This window comes from Aquirufa sp. (assembly GCF_044239315.1).
In the GTDB taxonomy this organism is placed as follows: Bacteria; Bacteroidota; Bacteroidia; order Cytophagales; family Spirosomataceae; genus Aquirufa.
In genome coordinates, this window is record NZ_JBIIBQ010000035.1 from 1 (window position 1) to 17,882 (window position 17,882).

General features: G+C 43.3%; 14 protein-coding genes. 8 read left to right on the forward strand and 6 right to left on the reverse strand.

The features are described 5' to 3' along the window. The 4 genes from ACILP5_RS10645 to ACILP5_RS10660 form a co-directional block, all read right to left on the reverse strand. Positions 1 to 1,136 (reverse strand): peptide chain release factor 3 (locus tag ACILP5_RS10645; RefSeq protein WP_395618629.1); only part of this gene is annotated, 1,136 nt, incomplete at its 3' end. 111 nt (positions 1,137 to 1,247) lie between these two features. Beyond that, on the reverse strand, positions 1,248 to 2,696 hold the full coding sequence (locus tag ACILP5_RS10650; protein WP_395618630.1) for an amino acid permease: 1,449 nt from the start codon (positions 2,694 to 2,696) through the stop codon (positions 1,248 to 1,250). Between the two features lie 65 nt (positions 2,697 to 2,761). Then, positions 2,762 to 5,692: a protein translocase subunit SecDF gene (secDF, locus tag ACILP5_RS10655; RefSeq protein WP_395618631.1), complete on the reverse strand. Its 2,931-nt coding sequence runs from the start codon at positions 5,690 to 5,692 to the stop codon at positions 2,762 to 2,764. Positions 5,693 to 5,857: 165 nt separating this feature from the next. Further along, positions 5,858 to 6,187, reverse strand: a complete 330-nt coding sequence (locus tag ACILP5_RS10660) for a hypothetical protein (RefSeq protein WP_395618632.1) — start codon at positions 6,185 to 6,187, stop codon at positions 5,858 to 5,860. An 83-nt stretch (positions 6,188 to 6,270) separates the two neighbouring features. On the opposite strand from ACILP5_RS10660, the gene nadC reads away from it, so the two are divergent. Both nadC and nadA read left to right on the forward strand, forming a co-directional pair. Continuing rightward, positions 6,271 to 7,125, forward strand: coding sequence for a carboxylating nicotinate-nucleotide diphosphorylase (gene nadC, locus ACILP5_RS10665; RefSeq protein ID WP_395618633.1), 855 nt, complete (start codon positions 6,271 to 6,273; stop codon positions 7,123 to 7,125). After that, positions 7,122 to 8,108 carry a quinolinate synthase NadA gene (gene nadA / locus ACILP5_RS10670; protein ID WP_395618634.1) on the forward strand — a complete coding sequence of 329 codons (987 nt, stop codon included), beginning with the start codon at positions 7,122 to 7,124 and terminating at the stop codon, positions 8,106 to 8,108. The genes nadC and nadA overlap by 4 nt, the downstream gene beginning before the upstream one ends. On the opposite strand, the gene ACILP5_RS10675 is transcribed toward nadA, so the two are convergent. Next, positions 8,105 to 8,578, reverse strand: coding sequence for a RidA family protein (locus tag ACILP5_RS10675; RefSeq protein WP_395618635.1), 474 nt, complete (start codon positions 8,576 to 8,578; stop codon positions 8,105 to 8,107). The genes nadA and ACILP5_RS10675 overlap by 4 nt on opposite strands. After that, positions 8,565 to 11,207, reverse strand: coding sequence for an MGH1-like glycoside hydrolase domain-containing protein (locus ACILP5_RS10680; protein WP_395618636.1), 2,643 nt, complete (start codon positions 11,205 to 11,207; stop codon positions 8,565 to 8,567). The genes ACILP5_RS10675 and ACILP5_RS10680 overlap by 14 nt, the downstream gene beginning before the upstream one ends. Positions 11,208 to 11,295: 88 nt before the next feature. Here ACILP5_RS10680 and ACILP5_RS10685 point away from each other — a divergent pair, with 88 nt between their 5' ends. The 6 genes from ACILP5_RS10685 to ACILP5_RS10710 are packed head-to-tail and all read left to right on the forward strand — an operon-like array spanning position 11,296 to position 17,596. Then, the gene (locus ACILP5_RS10685) at positions 11,296 to 13,056 is read left to right on the forward strand and encodes a DUF885 domain-containing protein (protein WP_395618637.1); all 1,761 of its coding nucleotides are present in this window, start codon (positions 11,296 to 11,298) and stop codon (positions 13,054 to 13,056) included. Continuing rightward, on the forward strand, positions 13,056 to 14,018 hold the full coding sequence (locus tag ACILP5_RS10690; RefSeq protein ID WP_395618638.1) for a GSCFA domain-containing protein: 963 nt from the start codon (positions 13,056 to 13,058) through the stop codon (positions 14,016 to 14,018). The genes ACILP5_RS10685 and ACILP5_RS10690 overlap by 1 nt, the downstream gene beginning before the upstream one ends. Before the next feature lie 23 nt (positions 14,019 to 14,041). After that, entirely contained in the window at positions 14,042 to 15,124 is a 1,083-nt protein-coding gene (locus ACILP5_RS10695; protein ID WP_395618639.1) for an Mrp/NBP35 family ATP-binding protein, read from the forward strand. Position 15,125: 1 nt separating this feature from the next. Continuing rightward, positions 15,126 to 15,368, forward strand: coding sequence for a NifU family protein (locus ACILP5_RS10700; protein WP_395618640.1), 243 nt, complete (start codon positions 15,126 to 15,128; stop codon positions 15,366 to 15,368). Positions 15,369 to 15,375: 7 nt separating this feature from the next. Beyond that, positions 15,376 to 17,076, forward strand: coding sequence for a D-alanine--D-alanine ligase (locus ACILP5_RS10705; protein ID WP_395618641.1), 1,701 nt, complete (start codon positions 15,376 to 15,378; stop codon positions 17,074 to 17,076). After that, on the forward strand, positions 17,069 to 17,596 hold the full coding sequence (locus ACILP5_RS10710) for a YfiT family bacillithiol transferase (protein ID WP_395618642.1): 528 nt from the start codon (positions 17,069 to 17,071) through the stop codon (positions 17,594 to 17,596). Before ACILP5_RS10705 ends, ACILP5_RS10710 begins: the two co-directional genes overlap by 8 nt. The last annotated feature ends 286 nt before the right edge of the window (positions 17,597 to 17,882 follow it).

A 17,882-nucleotide genomic window follows, 5' to 3' on the forward strand; every position in this document is an offset into this window, starting at 1 on the left:
CCTTCAGTCAGGGTATCACCAATTTTGAAGTTACCTGTATCGTACAGACCTACTACATCGCCTGGAAAGCCTTCTTCGATGACCTCTTTGTCTTGGGCCATGAAGTTATAGGGGTTTGCGAAACGTACATTCTTCTTTAAGCGAATGTGCTGGTAAAAAGTATTGCGCTTGAATGTACCGGAGCAGATACGCAAGAAAGCAATTCTGTCGCGGTGTTTCGGATCTAAGTTTGCGTGAATCTTGAAGATGAATCCAGTGAATTTCTTTTCTTCAGGTACCACGGTACGGATATCCGTGCCACGTGCTTGTGTAGACGGGGCGATGCGAGTGAAAGTGTCTAATAATTCTTGTACACCAAAGTTATTTACAGCGGAGCCAAAAAACACAGGAGCAATATCCCCAGATAAATAATCGTTGCGATCAAAGGGTTCGTAAACACCGTCTATCAATTCCACATCTTCACGTAATTGGTTTGCATCACGGTCTCCCACGCGAGCATCTAAATCAGGGGAATCGATATCGACAGCGACTACTTCTTTTTCGATTTTAGTTTTATTCGCTGAGAATAAATTCAGCGATTTTTCCATGAGGTTATAGACGCCTTTGAAGTTTTGACCCATATTAATCGGCCAAGTCAAAGGACGCACGGAGATACCTAATTTTTGCTCTAATTCGTCCAAAAGATCGAAGGGATTTTGGCCTTCGCGGTCCATCTTGTTGATAAAGATGATCACGGGAGTCTTGCGCATACGGCAAACCTCCATTAAACGCTCCGTCTGCTCTTCCACACCCTTCACGCAGTCAATCACAAGAATTACAGAATCCACGGCCGTAAGCGTGCGGTAGGTATCTTCTGCGAAGTCCTTGTGACCCGGCGTATCCAGGATGTTGATTTTTAATTGATTGTATTCGAAGGTCATCACGGAAGTCGCTACCGAGATACCACGCTGACGTTCGATCTCCATAAAGTCAGAGGTGGCCCCTTTCTTAATCTTGTTCGACTTCACCGCGCCGGCTGTTTGGATCGCTCCCCCGAAGAGAAGCAATTTCTCCGTCAATGTTGTTTTACCAGCATCGGGGTGAGAAATAATCCCAAAGGTTCTACGTTTCGCAATTTCAGTTATAATCTGACTCATTCGTTCTTCATTAAAAATCAAGGTGCAAAATTACGCCAAAAATGGGGGAATTAAAAGGCAAAAAAAAGAGCCGGGGCTGTCGCCCCGGCTCTCCTTAACTCAAAATGAGTATTACTCTCTCGTATTCAAGTGAGACTTAGGTCTACCATATAAGAAGTAAACCACTAATCCGAACAATAACCACGCAATAGCAAAGATTTGCGCTGTGCGGCCTAAATTCAAGATTAAAAAGGTGTTCACAATGATACCTAATGGAGCGATAATATTCAAACCAGAAACCTTGAATGGACGATCGCGGTTTGGATCTCTGAAACGAAGAATCCATACGGCTAAACACACCATCGTAAAGGCAAATAAAGTACCGAAACTCGTCATATCACCTAATAATGAAATCGGAGTGAAACCAGCTACGATAGAAACAACTGCTCCTACTAAGATCGTTGACTTATAAGGAGTTTTGAACGTAGGGTGAACTTCTGCGAAGAACTTTGGCAATAAACCATCTTTCGCCATGCCTAAGAAAACACGGGTTTGACCTAACATCATCACTAACATTACCGATAATAAACCGGCAGTCGCTGCTGCAGTGATCACAAATACGGCCCAAGGCTGACCCGCTTGATCAAATGCAAATGCTACTGGAGCCTTTAACGCATCACCCGTGATATCTTTGTAATTCATCATCCCCGTTAATACTAAGGAAACCGCGATGTACAAAACCGTACAAATTAAAAGTGACGCAATAATCGCGAAAGGCATATCTTTCTTCGGATTGATCGCCTCGCCTGCTTGCGTAGACACGGCATCAAAACCGATATACGCAAAGAAGATCGCAGACGCTCCTGAGATGATACCACCCCAGCCATAAGCTGGAAGCATTTCACCACTTTCGTGCTTCACTAAAGTCTCCTCCGGAATGAACGGGGTCCAGTTCGCCACATCGATGTAGAACGCACCCATAATGATCACAAACAAGATCACTGCCACTTTCAAGACTACGATTAAGTTGTTCGCGCTAGCCGCTTCCTTGATTCCTTTAACAAGAATCCAAGTCACAAACCACACGATCACTAAAGCTGGCAAGTTCACCGCAGCACCACCGAAGGTAACTGGGTCATTCGTTAAATTAGCAGGTAAATGTATCCCGAAAAGATGGAGGAGCTTGTTAAAATAACCCGACCAACTCACGGCAACCGTCATTGCACCCATTGCATATTCAAGAATCAATCCCCAACCGATAATCCAAGCAAATAACTCACCCACTGTTCCGTAAGCATAGGCATAAGCGCTACCTTCTACCGGTAACATTGCTGCAAACTCTGCATAGCAAAGTGCCGCGAAAATACAGCCTATCCCCGCAATAACGAAAGATAAAGCTAAGGCAGGACCCGCATGGTAATGCGCCGCTGTACCTGTTAAAACGAAAACTCCACCGCCGATGATCGCACCGATACCGATCGCAGTCAAACTCCATTTACCTAATACACGCTTGAGCTCGCTTTTTTGCATGTCTTGCTCAAACATATGCATCGGTTTCTTTCTCCAAATGCTATTATTCATAGTCGTAAATTTAGTTAATGAAAATAAAAAGGCTGGTCACCCTTTCGAGCAACCAGCACAAAAAACTATTTCTTTTCTTTCTTCGAAGTTCCAAAGTCGATCACGATAGGCGCCGCCACGAAAATAGACGAATACGCTCCGAAAACAACCCCGATAAACATCGCGAAAGAGAAACCTCTTAACACGTCACCACCAAAGAACAATAACACCGTTACCACTAAGAATACCGTTGTTGCCGTCATTACCGTACGAGACATCGTGTGGTTAATCGACTCATTGATCGTTTTGATCATCAATTCTTTGTTACCAAGATCCGCATCAAGACCGATCTCCTCACGAATACGGTCAAATACTACTACGGTATCATTAATCGAGTAACCAATCACGGTTAACACCGCTGCAATAAATACTTGATCCACTTCTAATTCGAAACCGAACAAACGAACGATTCCTACCATGCCTAATACCACTAAAGTATCGTGAACCAAGGCCACAATACCCCCTAATGAATATTGCCATTTACGGAAACGAATCAAGATGTAGATAAAGATCGCGATCAAAGCATAGAAGATGGACACGAATGATTGAGTCAAAATATCATCCGCTACCGTCGCTCCTACTTTGGACTCAGAAACCACTTTAGGTGCTTGCGCAGAGAACTGCTTCAATCCTGTTTCTAACGCTGTACGAACGGTATTATTTGCCGTGATCGACTCATCTTCGACTAAATAAGAAGTTGTTACTTTTAATTTCGTTGGACCGTTAAAGGTCTTCACCTCTACGCCTTTTCCACCGAAATCATCCGTTAAAGCTTCTTTCACTTTATCTGTCGGAACCGCTTGGTTGAATTCAACTACGTACGAACGACCACCTTTGAAATCCACACCTAGATTAAATCCACCTTGGATGAATAAAACGATAGCACCTGCAGCAATTAAAGCCCAAGAGAACCAGTACGAATACTTACGCTTTCCGATAAAGTCGAAGTTCATTCCTTTGAAAAGATCACGTGAAATAAAGGTCTCAAACGTCATTTCTTTTTCCTTGCCTGCTTTGATAGCACGTTTCGCCATCCAATCAATTAGGATGTGAGAAATATAAACCGCTGTAAATACTGACGTTACAAGACCGATACAAAGTGTAACACCAAAACCTTTCACCGAACCTGAGCCGAAAATAATCAAGATTACACCAATTAATATCGTCGTTATGTTACCATCCAAAATGGCGCTCAATGCTTTCTCGTAACCTACGTTAATCGCATCTAGCAAGCCTTTCCCTTTGTGTAATTCCTCTCGGATACGCTCGTTAATCAATACGTTCGCATCGACCGCCATACCAAGAGTTAACACGATACCTGCGATACCTGGAAGGGTTAAAGCCGCTTGAATTTGGACTAAAACACCTGCAATAAAGAATACGTTAAAGAACAAGGCTAAGTTTGCCATCCAACCTGGAGTACCATAGTAACCGATCATAAACACGATTACTAATAACAAGCCTAAACCCATCGACATATATCCTTGATTAATCGCCTCAGCACCTAAAGATGGACCTACGAAAGCATCTTCTACGATACGTGTAGGAGCCGGTAATTTACCTGCCTTTAAAACATTAGCTAAGTCTTTTGCCTCCTCTACAGTAAAGCTTCCTGAAATCGAAGAACGACCACCTGGAATCTCACCGTTGATAACTGGCGCAGAATACACATAACCATCTAAAACGATCGCGATACGACGTCCGATGTTTGCACCTGTTAAGTTTTTCCAAATACGAGCACCCGTTCCATTCATCGACATCGTTACTTCAGCACGACCTGCTTGATCAAAATCTTGTGCCGCATCCGTAATCACATCACCCTCTAATGGAGCTGATTGGCCTTCCGCTTTTTTCAAAGCTTCTAAAGCTAAAATTTCATCTCCATTTTTCGCTGGAATTCCTTTCGCCGCCCAAGCAAACGTTAAGTTCGCAGGGAACATCGCTTTTACCTCTGCACGCGCAAATAAAGCGTTCACACGAGCAGTATCTTTTACATACACACCGATGTTATTTCCTAGAGGCAAGAATAACTTCGTTAATGCAGAACCTGCAGACGTATCTGCCTTTGCTTTACCAGAATCTTTCGTTGCTGGAGCTGCTGCTAATTTGTTTGCCAAAGCATTCGCTGCCGTATCCTTCGCCGCCGGAGCCGCTGCTGGTGCAGCCGCCACTGGTGCTTTTGCTTCTCTATCTAATAAGGCGCCTAACGCATTTAAGCCTCCGCCATATTCATTCAATTCATAGCACTCAACGAATTCTAATTTCGCCGCACCTGATAATAATTTACGTGCACGCTCTGGGTTCTCCACACCTGGTAATTCTACCTGGATCCGGTTTGTACCTGGAAGACGTTGGATGTTCGGGTTAGCTACACCGAATTTATCGATACGCGCTTGGATGATCTTGTAAACGCGATCTACCGCACCGTCGATCTCCGCATCAATCACCTTCTTCACTTGAGAATCAGTTGAAGTAGACGAGATTTTACCGCGGTTCACTGAATTAGCGAATACGGATGCCAAAGTTTGGTTAGGAGCCGCCTTCGCAAATTCTTCGTAGAACAATTCGTTAAACGATTGTGTCGAAGTCGCTTGCGCCGCACCTGCCGCTGCTAATGCTTTCTCAAATGCTGGATCGTTTGACTTTCCTGATAATGCGCGCAAGATCTCCGCTGGAGAAACCTCTAAAACCGCGTGCAAACCACCTTCTAAGTCAAGACCTTTTTGCAACGCATACTGAGTCACTTCTTGTAAGGTATATCCAATATATACTGGTTGTTTCCAAAGGGAATCAATGAAATGCAAACGCTTCGCCGCATCTACTTTGCCATCCGCCGTAGTGGCATACTTGATAGCTTGTTCTTTTAATTGATTAGACTTCCACGTAAATGATAGGAAGAAAATACATAAGGCTGAAATAATCGTAGACAGCCAAATAATGGCACTTTTGTAACGCATAATTTTAAATTAAATGGTAAATGATAAATTGTAAATGGTAAATGGTGGTGTTTCTCAGATGGTAAGTGGTAAATGGTGAATGGTCCCTCCAGACAAGTTACTGATTACTGACTACTGGATACTGTTCTACTGATTACCGACTACTGTCCACTGACTACTGTTTTCTCACGGCGCCAGAGTGGCGATAAACTGGGTAAATAAAATTCGTAAGAATTGCGTACGATGAGTGAATGTAGGCAATTTAATGGCTTGCATCGAGCGCGTAACGAAGATTTCCGTAGGGCTTGTGAAGTTCCAATCTTGAGGAAAATCGAGTTGTAGGTTAGTTGCAGATTGATAAACGTTCTGCTCTGCCTTGACAATCGTTTGCTTAGAAGTCTTCTCTGTTTTTACTGCACCTGTTTCGACTGCGAACAGCGAAATAGGCTTAGCCACGAGCCAAAATAGCACGGGGATAAACAGAATCAGATGAGATATTTTAACCTTCTTTTGCATTGTGGGTAGCAAAAATAGGATATTTTTCTTAGAAATCAATTCTACGGGTAATTTTCGTAATTTTGGGGCATTAATACCGCCACATGTTTTCATACACAGAACCAGCTTATGTCCGCGCCTTCATTCAATCTGCCCTCCGGGAAGATATTGGTGAAGGAGATCATACCTCCCTTTCTACTGTTCCAGCTGAAGCAAAAGGCACCGCCGAATTAAAAGTAAAAGACAGAGGCGTATTAGCTGGCGTGGAACTTGCTCAGGCTATTTTCAAAGAAGTGGATGCCTCATTGAAGGTTCAGGTTTTTATCACAGATGGAGCCTGGATCGAACCAGGACAAGTCGTTTTAGAGGTAAGTGGATCCTCTCAATCTATTTTAAGAGCAGAGCGTTTGGTACTTAACTGCATGCAACGCATGTCTGGAATTGCGACTTACACGCGTTCTTTGGTCCACATCTTAGAAGGAACCCGAGCGAAGTTACTGGATACGAGAAAGACGACCCCTAATTTCCGTTTGGCAGAAAAATGGGCCTGCAAAATAGGTGGAGCGGTAAATCACCGCTACGGTTTATTCGATATGATTTTGATCAAAGACAATCACGTGGATTTCGCGGGAGGAATTAAAGCGGCTTTAGACAAAGCATTCAGCTATAATAAGAACTTAGCTAAACCGCTCGATGTCATGATCGAAGTGAGAAATGAGACTGAATTAGATGAAGTGTTGGCGATAGGTGGTGTAAAACGCATCATGTTAGATAATTTTACACCGGATCGCCTCCGCGATGCGATTCGCAAAATTAACGGACGCTTCCCTACGGAAGCGTCTGGTGGAATCAATGAAAAAACACTCCGCGCTTATGGCGAAACAGGGGTAGATTTTATATCCGTGGGGGCTTTAACCCACCAAGTGAAGAGTTTAGATTTAAGCCTAAAAGCGAAATGAATTTAACCGAAGAAGCAACCTCTGTGGGCTACATTGCCCGTTCTACCCCTAAAGGAGTGGAATTAATCACCGAAATCCAACGTCTGAAGAAGGAGAAAAACGCGGTGATTTTAGCGCACTATTACGTAGATGGTGAGATCCAAGAACTAGCGGATTACGTAGGTGACAGCTTAGGTTTATCCCAGGCTGCTGAGAAAACAGAGGCAGATTTAATCGTCTTCTGCGGAGTTCACTTCATGGGCGAAACGGCGAAAATCTTGAATCCTTCGAAAAAAGTGGTAGTACCCGATTTCAATGCGGGTTGCTCGCTAGCAGACTCGGTTCCAGTAGCTGAATTCGCAGCACTTAAAGCGAAACACCCAAACGCAATCGTCGTATCCTATATTAACTGTTCGGCAGATATAAAGGCGATGACAGACATCATTTGTACCTCATCAAATGCGGTGCAAATCGTGGAATCTATTCCAGCGGATCGCGAAATTATCTTTGCGCCAGACGCGAACTTAGGTCGCTATGTGGCTCACAAGACGGGACGTGAATTGATCCTTTGGGAAGGGGCTTGCATGGTACATATTGATATTTCTTTGGAAAAATTAGCGGTATTGAAGCAAGAATATCCAGAAGCCTTATTAATCGCGCATCCAGAATGCAAGGAAGTGATTTTAAAGGAAGCGGATTACGTGGGTTCTACCACAGCACTTTTGAAATTCGTAGAAACCTCCCCTAATTCGACGTTCATCGTGGCGACGGAGGCGGGAATCTTGCATAAGATGAAGCAATCGGTTCCGCACAAGCACTTGATTCCAGCGCCTGCTAACGAACAAAATACCTGCGCGTGCAGTGAATGTCCGTATATGAAGATGAATACATTGGAGAAATTATACAATGCCTTGTATTACGAATTACCTGAAATCCATTTAACGGAGGAAACACGCATTCCTGCCTACAAGGCTTTGAAAGCGATGCTAAACATTTCAGCTTAATCGTTCAATTCGAATACCGCTTCGATTTCTACCGGAATATTATCTGGTAAAGACCCCATTCCCACTGCGGAACGAACACCGATGCCATTTTCTTCTCCCCAAACCTGGGCGAACAATTCGCTACATCCATTAATGACATAAGGATGACGTAAGAAATCGTCCGTAGCATTGACCATACCTAAGACTTTGATAACGCGTTTAATGCGGTTCAAGGATCCTAATTGCGCTTTTAAGGTCGCCAAAATCGCTAAGCCCACCTGACGAGCCGCTAATTTACCTTCCTCTATATCGAGATCTACACCAATACGACCGATGATCAACGAACCATCTGTTTGAACCGTGCCATGTCCTGATACATAGTAGAAATGATCCACTTGTAAACCCGGTTTGTAAACGCCTAATGGTTTAGGAGCTGGTGGAAGAGTTAGGCCTAAGGCCGCAAAGTTTTCTTCTGGACTAGTTTTTGCCATGTAATTGTCTGATTATTTCGGAGATTAAGCCCGTCCAACCGGTTTGGTGGTTTGCGCCTAATCCTTTTCCGGTGTCTCCATCGAAGTATTCGAAGAAGAGGTGTGAGTCTTTAAAATGGGGGTCCTGGAACTTCTTGTAGTCGCCATACATGGGCGTTTTACCGTCTTTACCGGGCACGAACATGGCAAGTAAACGCTCAGATACCCCACGAGCGGCGTCTTTAATGTTCATCATTTCCCCAGAATTCGTAGGGAATTCTACCTCGTAATCCGATCCATAATAGTCGGAGAATTTCGATAAGGAGTCCAAAATCAAGTAGTTCATCGGGAACCAAATAGGCCCACGCCAGTTCGAATTTCCGCCAAACATATCGCCCGTCGACTCTGCCGGCGTATAATCTACCTGTAAGGTACCGCCTTCGTAATTAAATTTATAGGGATTTTCTTTGTGGTATTTTGATAAGGTACGAATGCCAAAATCAGACAAGAATTCACTCTCATCAAACATTCGCTTCATAATCATCTTCATCCGATGACCCCGCAAAATAGAAAGCAATCGACTCTCCCCTTTTCCGGGTTCATACCAACGCGAAATCAAATTCGCTAAGTCCGGTCGATTAGCTAACACCCATTCCACCCGGCGTTTGAAGGCGGGTAATTTCTCTAACATCTCGGCGGTCAACGTTTCTACGGCAAATAGTGGAATCAATCCTACCATCGAGCGCACCTTTAATAATTCTGCCGACCCATCTTCCTTATGCAACATGTCATAATAGAACTGATCGTCCTCATCCCATAGATTTAACTTATCACCACCAATCGATTGCATCGCACCTGCAATGTGTAAGAAGTGCTCGAAGAATTTCGAAGCCATGTCTTGGTAGACCGGATTTTCAATAGCAATTTCACAGGCAATGCGCAACATATTCAAGCTGTACATAGCCATCCAACCTGTTCCATCGGCTTGCTCTAAGTGGCCGCCCGTAGGTAATTGAGCAGAACGATCGAATACTCCGATGTTATCCATTCCTAAGAATCCACCACCAAAAATATTGTTTCCATTATCATCTTTTAAGTTTACCCACCAGGTAAAATTCAATAATAACTTGTGGAAAATACGTTCTAGGAAGACAATGTCCCCTTTTCCGCCATTCATTTCTTTATCTATCTCGTAGACTTTCCAGGTTGCCCAGGCGTGTACGGGTGGATTTACGTCTGAGAAAGACCATTCGTAAGCCGGGATTTGGCCATTCGGGTGCATGTAGTATTCGCGGAGGATAACGGCTAGTTGTCTTTTGGCAAAATCAGGATCTAATCTAGCCAAAGGCAAGGTATGAAAGGCTAAGTCCCAAGCCGCAAACCACGGGTACTCCCACTTATCCGGCATAGACAAGATATTCGCCGCATACATATGCCTCCAAGTGCTGTTTCGACCATTTTTACGGCTCGCATCCGGCTTCGGCATAGAAGGATCACCCTTAATCCACTCGAATACATTATAATAATACCACTGCTTCGTCCATAACATCCCAGCATACGCCTGACGTTGTAGGGAGCGTAAATTTTCGTCTTCAATTCCTTTCTGCAATTCCGCATAGAATTGATCTGCATCAATGATTCGGTCTTCGAAAATTTGGTCAAAATCCGCAAATGGATCCCTGTGAGTCACATTACTCAATCGCAAACGATACACTTTCTTGCCTCCTGCTGGAATTTTGTCCGTGTATTTTACGGACGCTTTCGTCCCGATATGGTTCGGATTTACGGCATGCTTGTTCTTATTAACAACGTATTCGTTAATCCCGTCTTTCGTAAAATGAGAAAGATTATCAGAGTTATGTAAGCGCTGAAAATTGGACTCATTATCACAGAAAAGAAACTCGTCCGCGTCTTCCGCATATAATTTAAATCGACCTACCACCCGGTGATCTACCTCGATAAAGGAATTGCCTACTCCCGTTAAAAGTGGTTTGTAATTATACTTTTCATAGCCCCAGCACCAGGTGTTTCGGTACCAAATCGTAGGTAAAACCGTGATGGGCGCCGCCACTTTGGAACGGTTCTCTACGGTCACTTTAATCAATATATCTTGCTCGTCTGCCTTCGCATATTCCATCGAAATATCGAAGTATTCATTATTGTCAAAAATACCCGTATCCAATAGCTCGTATTCTGGCTCTTTCCGGTTACGCTTTTGCGATTCGTCGATTAGTTTCTGATAAGGAAACGTTTGCTGTGGATATTTGTACAGCATTTTTTGGTAGGAATGCGTTGGCGTCGAATCCTGGTAGTAATACAATTCTTTCACATCCTCACCGTGATTCGATTCCGCACCTGTTAGCCCGAAAAATCGTTCTTTTAAAATATGGTCTCGGTGGTTCCAAAATGCAAACGCAAAGCAAACGTGTTGTTTATTATCCGAAATACCTGCGATCCCCTCCTCACCCCAGCGATAGGCTTTCGAACGGGCCATATCGTGTGTAATAGAACCCCAAGCATTACCATGCGAAGAGTAATCCTCTCTCACCGTTCCCCATTGACGTTCTGTCAAATAGGGCCCCCATTTTTTCCAACCTTTATTATCGTTCCGTAATTGTAATCGTGCGCGCTCAGCTCCCAATCCTGACATAGTAAATGTTTAATGTATAATTTCTCAACTTAGGTATAAATGCAAAGACCAAATTACGTAAATTGCCTCTAAAATCATCAAATTCACTATGAAAAAACTCCTCTATTTATGCCTCGTTTTGTCTTTTTTCTCTTGTAAAAAGTCAGATCAACCCTCTTCTGAATTAGCCAAAATCGTAGGCGATTACTACGAAGAGCAATTGAAACTCAATCCTACTGCTGCTACAGCAAACGGTGATAATCGATACAATGATCAATTAAACATCGATTTTACGGATAGTCACCGAGCCTTAGTTAAAGAACTGCTAGAAAAATATCAAAAATCACTAGCCGCACTTAATCGGTCAGACTTGAATGCAAACGATCAAATTACCTACGATTTATTAACACGCGACATTAAATTAGGTTTAGAAGGTTTGACTTACCCAGATAACTTGACCCCTTTAAACCAATTCTACGGTTTTCACCTAACGTTTGCACAATTAGGCTCGGGTCAAGTGATGCAGCCATTCAAGACGGTGAAGGACTATGAAAACTGGGGAAAACGCATGAAAAAAGGCGTTTCCTACTTAGATTCATCGATTGTTTATTTCCGTAGAGGAATGAAAGAGGGTTATGTATTGCCAAAAGCTTTGGTGGTTAAAATGATCCCTCAATTTACATCGTTCGCGGTGAAAGATGTAAAAGAATCGACCTTCTATGGTCCATTGAAGCAATTCCCAGCAGACTTTTCTGATGCGGATAAAAAGCGTATTACTGCTGAATACACAGCCGCCATTGAAAAAGAAGTCATCCCTGTTTATGCTCGCCTAGCCGCTTTTTTACAAGACGAATATTTGCCTAAGGCCCGCACAAGCACCGGAATTAGTGCAGTGAAAAATGGGCCAGCCTATTATCAGTTCCTCATCCGCGTCTTAACAACGACAGACAAGCCCGCAGACGAAATCTACCAAACAGGTTTAAGCGAAGTAAAGCGCATTAGAACCGAAATGGAGAAAACTAAGGATGCTGTAGGTTTCAAAGGAACCTTAGCTGAATTCTTCGATCACATGAAGACCGACCCGAAATTCTATCCATACAAAACGCCAGCTGAGGTAATAGCGGCCTTCCATGCGATTCACAAGAAGATGGAGCCATCTTTGAAAACGATGTTTGGCCGTGTGCCTAAAACTCCTTTTGAGGTTCGTCAAACAGAAGCTTTCCGTGCTGCCTCAGCATCAGCGGAGTACTTCCAAGGTTCAGAAGATGGAACGCGTCCAGGGATCTTCTATGTGCCTATTTTGGATGCCAAAAAATTCAATTTAACCTCTGGAATGGAAAGCTTATTCTTACACGAAGCCATCCCAGGCCACCACTACCAAATCAGTTTGCAACAAGAGAATGCAGATCTGCCTAAGTTCCGCCGCTTCGGAGGTAACTCGGCTTATGCGGAAGGATGGGCACTTTACACAGAAAGCTTAGGAAAAGAATTAGGCCTTTATACGGACCCTTACCAATATATGGGAGCATTAGGTGACGAAATGCACCGCGCGATTCGTCTTGTCGTAGATGCAGGAATGCACACGAAAAATATGACTCGTGAAGAAGCGATTAAGTACATGATGGATAACGAACCATTGAGCGAAGAAGGTACTGTTGCCGAAATCGAGCGCTACATGGCGATTCCAGCTCAAGCTTTAAGTTATAAAATAGGTGCCTTAAAAATCCGCGAGATTCGCGATCGCTTAACAAAAGAAATGGGCCCTAAATTCAAATTGTCTGATTTCCATGACGAACTTTTAAAGGATGGAAATATGCCTTTGGATGTTTTAGAGACCAAAATGAATGCTTGGGCAGCTTCCCTAAAGTAATGCAATTAACGACTACCTTTCCCATACCTACAGCACCTTCGCTCCTGAATCATCGGAGCAAGGTGCTGACGATGGGTTCTTGTTTTGCGGCCTCGATGGGTGCTCGACTAAGTCAATTGCCTTTAGAGGTGATGTGCCAGCCTTTCGGGACCTTATTTCATCCTTTTGCCATAACACGAGCACTTTCTGGTGTCGTATCCGATGAGGTCTATGAACAAAACGGGTATTTTTTGCATCCAGATTACCATTCGGTTTTTACGGCCACAACTTCGGATGAATTGCTAGATGATGTGCGATCGATAGCCGGCGAAGTGTCGAACTTTATCGCTGGTGCGGACTTTCTACTCCTTACCTGGGGAACGTCATTTAGTTATTTTGACAAATATCTAAATAAATCGGTGGCTAACTGCCACAAGATGCCAGCAGATCGTTTTGAAAAGAGACTTTCGACCGTAGAAGAGATAGTAACTGACTTTTACTCTATTATCTCTACTCTCCCCTCTACGACCCAAGTCGTTTTAACCGTTTCTCCTGTTCGTCACACAAAAGACGGCATGCTGGAGAACCAAGCATCTAAATCTTTGCTACGGGTTGCCGCTGATATCGTATCGAAACGCTTCGAAAACGTGCATTATTTTCCAGCCTATGAGATTATGTTGGATGAATTACGTGACTATCGTTTTTATGAGTCAGATATGATTCACCCGAACCAGCAGGCGCAAGACTATATTTGGGAGCGATTTAAGGCTGCTTACTTTGATAATGAGTTACTTAGTATTTCCAAAAAGTGGGATTCCATTTACCGAACATTGGGACACAGACCTCATCCTTCGAAATTAATTGATCATCGTCGGGTTTTAGAAGTGTTATTAGCTGAATTAAATGAAGAAAAATACCAAGAAATAGATACGTGCAAAATCGCCGAATACGTCGCTCATGAAATAAAAAACACCTATATTTGAGGTTTGAAAAGGAAAAGAAATTCATGGGAGAATTAAGCGTAAGTAAAGAGATAATATTAGGTGCCTTAAGCACCGTTCAAGAACCCGATCTGAAGAAAGATTTGGTGACCTTGAACATGATTAAGGACATCGAATTAGGCGTGGGTGAAGTTCGTTTCACGGTCGTTTTAACAACTCCAGCCTGTCCACTAAAAGAAAAGATTAGAAAAGATTGCGAGGATGCGATTCACAATTTAGTGCATCCAGATCTAAAAATCGTCATTAACATGACGGCCGAAGTCACCTCATTGACTTCGAAAGATCCGTTAATTCCAGGCGTTAAAAACGTAATTGCCATTGCATCTGGAAAAGGTGGTGTGGGGAAATCTACAGTAACTGCGAACTTAGCCATGGCTTTGAAAAATGCCGGAGCGAAAGTAGGTATTTTAGATGCAGATATTTCTGGGCCTTCAATTCCTGTGATGTTTGGAGCAGAGGATTTACAGCCTTTAGTCACGGAAGTAGACGGAAAAAACCGTATACAGCCGATCATGCAATATGGCATCAAGATGATTTCGATGGGGTTTTTAGCTCCGAGCGAAAGTCCGGTGCCTTGGAGAGGTCCTATGATGACGCAAGCTTTACGTCAGTTTTTTGGCGATACAAACTGGGACGAATTAGACTATTTACTAATTGACCTTCCTCCCGGAACATCAGACGTCCACTTAACTTTAGTTCAATTAATTAAACTAACCGGTGCTGTGATTGTAACGACTCCTCAAAAAGTCGCTCTTTCTGACGCTACTAAAGGCTTGGCTTTCTTTAAACAAGCAGGAATTAATGTTCCGCTTTTAGGTCTAGTAGAAAATATGGCCTATTTCACTCCGGCTGAATTACCTGAAAACAAATATTATTTGTTTGGCAAGGATGGTGGGAAGCAATTAGCCGAAAAATATGCGGTTCCTTTCTTAGGAGAGGTTCCTTTAATACAAGCCATTCGCGAAGCGGGTGATGATGGAAAACCAATTGCTTCAACTGAAGGTCCTAGTGCTGATGCTTTTGCTAGCATCGCAGCTAATTTAGCCCAACAAGTAGCCATCTCGAACGCAAAAAATCAAGCCTCTTAATATGGAAAATCACCCACTACATGCTCGCATTCAAACAGCGTTAGACAGTATTAGACCCTATTTAGTGGCAGACGGAGGCAATGTAGAAGTTGTTGAAATCACTCCCGATAATGTACTTAAACTAGCATTAACGGGTAATTGCCAATCCTGCAATATGTCCACCATGACGTTTAGAGCGGGCGTAGAAGAGGCCATTCGCAGAGATGTCCCAGAAATTACAGCAGTAGAAGAAGTAAAACCCTAATAGGCACATGATGCGGATAGGAATATTTTTTGGCGGCCCCGCGCGTGAACGGGAAATTAGTTTTTTAGGAGGCAAAACAGCGATGGCCCACCTAAATAAGGCCTTATTTCAGCCCATCCCCGTTTTCGTGGATAGCTTAGGCAACTTTATTTTGATCAAGGAAGAACTCATTTTTGAGGAGTCCATTCGCTCTTTTTATCCACCTCAACGACTTCAAACCGCTCCTTTCAACGTTTATATTGAATCTTTACCGGATGCGGATGCAACTTCCTTACTTGCAGAGGTCGGGACGATCATTCAACCGGCTGAATTTTCGAAGCACTTTGACTTTGCCTTCATCGCGATGCACGGCCCAGGCGCAGAAGACGGGAGTATTCAGGGCCTTTTAGAATGGTATAATATCCCCTATTCAGGACCTGGCGTTTTGGGATCTGCGATCGGTATTGATAAGGCCAAACAAAACGAATGGCTCCAGAAATCCGTCGGATTAGAAAAGAAATTCTTCGTTCTTCAACGGGAAGATTATACGAAATACGGAAGAGAAACCCTTTTTGAGCAAGTTAAGAAGGAAATTGGTATTCCTTTTGTGGCCAAAGCGCCCCACCAAGGATCCTCCATCGGCCTTGCCTTCGTAAAAGAGGATTCACTTGAAGTGTTTGATAAAGCCATTAAAAAATGTCTTTTTATCGATGAAATCTACCGTGAAGATTGGATTACATTAGACGATGACGCAAAGGTAACTTTATTGCAAAAAATGGTCAATCTGGACGAAGGAATCGGATTTCCAGTCGTTTTCCAGAAACAAGTCTATTACCATCCTTCAGAATTATTATCCGCTCTTAAAGAATATTTTACCCATACAGTAACAAAAGCTAGCATTCAATCCATTCACTCGGAGGATGCAATTTTGCTCGAATCCTTTGTAAACGGAAATGAATTCAGTTGCGGCGTAATTCAGACTCCATCTGGCGAAGCTGTGGCCCTTCCCCCTACTGAAATCGTCACCGATGAGTCCGTAGAGGTGTTTGATTTCAATGCCAAATACAAATCGAAATTAACACGCAAGCGCATTCCAATGCACGCCAGCCTGGCTCACCTCCAAGTAATCCAAGCGCAAGTAAAGCAAGCATTTGAGGACTTAGGATTTGGGGTTTGTACCCGTATCGATGGATTTTTGGATACAAACGGCGTGGTCGTTTTACACGATCCTAACACCATTCCTGGCATGTCACCTAGCTCATTAATCTTCAAGCAAATGGCTGAAATCGGCCTTAATATAACGGATTCCTTGACCTACTTCGTTCGTCAATCTATCCGTGAGCGCTTAAGAACCGGTAAAAATTACTATTTCCTGAATCAACAATTAAAGGCCCTAGACGAAGCCATTGCCGCTTCTTTAAAGGCAAAAGCGGAACGTGAAGTTCAAGTTTTAGAGATCTGTGGTGCGAATGATGAAGCCTTAGAAGCCAGCTTCCAGGCTGTTAAAAGTCAAGCTGCTGAACTTGCGGCACTAGGCACTGAAAACTTTGTCGTATCCACTACTTTAGAAATCGAAGAAGGCGAAACACTACTTACCTTACACGTTGCGCATATAGGTAAAGATTCTGCGAAAGAAATGCTAGAAGCCATCAAAACTGGCGTCCACCCATTGATCGCCCACACGCGCCAGACAGCGATCGAAATCACTAAATTCTACACAAATGTCTAATACGGAACTAAATCCTTTGCAATACCCGATCGGGAAATACAAAAATCCAGAGGTCATTACCCCTGAAATCAGAGCTGAGTGGATTAAAATAATCGCCTCAACACCTGACGATTTAGCCACTTTGTTAAAGGATGTAGACGAAAGCTTATTAGAAAAACCTTATCGTGAGGGAAGCTGGTCTGCCCGCAAGGTGATTCATCACTTGATGGACAGCCACATGAACAGCTATATCCGTTTCAAAATGGCGCTTACAGAGGATAATCCGACCATCAAACCTTACGATGAGAATGACTGGGCTGTGATGCCAGACGGAAACGAAGCGCCCATCGCTTGGTCCATCGAGGGCTTACGTTACATCCATTTGCGTTGGGTATACTTGATGGAAACGCTGAAAGAAGAAGATTGGAAAAAGACCTACCTACATCCGGAAAGAGGGATAACCTATACAATGGATAAGGTGTTGGGGATATATGCGTGGCATTGTACGCATCATCTAAAACATATAGAATCTGTTTTATAGAGTAGAGATTTAAAGCATAAAGCACAAAGAATAAAGCATAGAGTTTGAATCGCCAGAGGCGATACATTTATGAACTATATTTGACTAAGCCGCAGGCGACTAACCCTGAGGTCCCGGGTTCAAATCCCGGTCTCGCTACATGAAAATCAAGGACTTACGTTAAATCGTGGGTCCTTTTCTGTTTCTGCGTGAGGTTTGCGTGAGGTCTTGCGTGAGGTTTTTGTCATTTCTTACCGAAAAAACGAACCTCTGATGCTGATATTTCTACGGGCACCTCTAACTTTGC

What these genes read in the sequence shown, in the direction of transcription:
- nadA (WP_395618634.1), top strand. Translation starts at nt 7,122, where the DNA reads ATGAATTTAACCGAAGAAGCAACCTCTGTGGGCTACATTGCCCGTTCT.
- nadC (WP_395618633.1), top strand. Translation starts at nt 6,271, where the DNA reads ATGTTTTCATACACAGAACCAGCTTATGTCCGCGCCTTCATTCAATCT.
- ACILP5_RS10660 (WP_395618632.1), bottom strand. Translation starts at nt 6,187, where the DNA reads ATGCAAAAGAAGGTTAAAATATCTCATCTGATTCTGTTTATCCCCGTG.
- ACILP5_RS10650 (WP_395618630.1), bottom strand. Translation starts at nt 2,696, where the DNA reads ATGAATAATAGCATTTGGAGAAAGAAACCGATGCATATGTTTGAGCAA.
- ACILP5_RS10700 (WP_395618640.1), top strand. Translation starts at nt 15,126, where the DNA reads ATGGAAAATCACCCACTACATGCTCGCATTCAAACAGCGTTAGACAGT.
- ACILP5_RS10710 (WP_395618642.1), top strand. Translation starts at nt 17,069, where the DNA reads ATGTCTAATACGGAACTAAATCCTTTGCAATACCCGATCGGGAAATAC.
- ACILP5_RS10695 (WP_395618639.1), top strand. Translation starts at nt 14,042, where the DNA reads ATGGGAGAATTAAGCGTAAGTAAAGAGATAATATTAGGTGCCTTAAGC.
- secDF (WP_395618631.1), bottom strand. Translation starts at nt 5,692, where the DNA reads ATGCGTTACAAAAGTGCCATTATTTGGCTGTCTACGATTATTTCAGCC.
- ACILP5_RS10680 (WP_395618636.1), bottom strand. Translation starts at nt 11,207, where the DNA reads ATGTCAGGATTGGGAGCTGAGCGCGCACGATTACAATTACGGAACGAT.
- ACILP5_RS10705 (WP_395618641.1), top strand. Translation starts at nt 15,376, where the DNA reads ATGATGCGGATAGGAATATTTTTTGGCGGCCCCGCGCGTGAACGGGAA.
- ACILP5_RS10675 (WP_395618635.1), bottom strand. Translation starts at nt 8,578, where the DNA reads ATGGCAAAAACTAGTCCAGAAGAAAACTTTGCGGCCTTAGGCCTAACT.
- ACILP5_RS10685 (WP_395618637.1), top strand. Translation starts at nt 11,296, where the DNA reads ATGAAAAAACTCCTCTATTTATGCCTCGTTTTGTCTTTTTTCTCTTGT.
- ACILP5_RS10690 (WP_395618638.1), top strand. Translation starts at nt 13,056, where the DNA reads ATGCAATTAACGACTACCTTTCCCATACCTACAGCACCTTCGCTCCTG.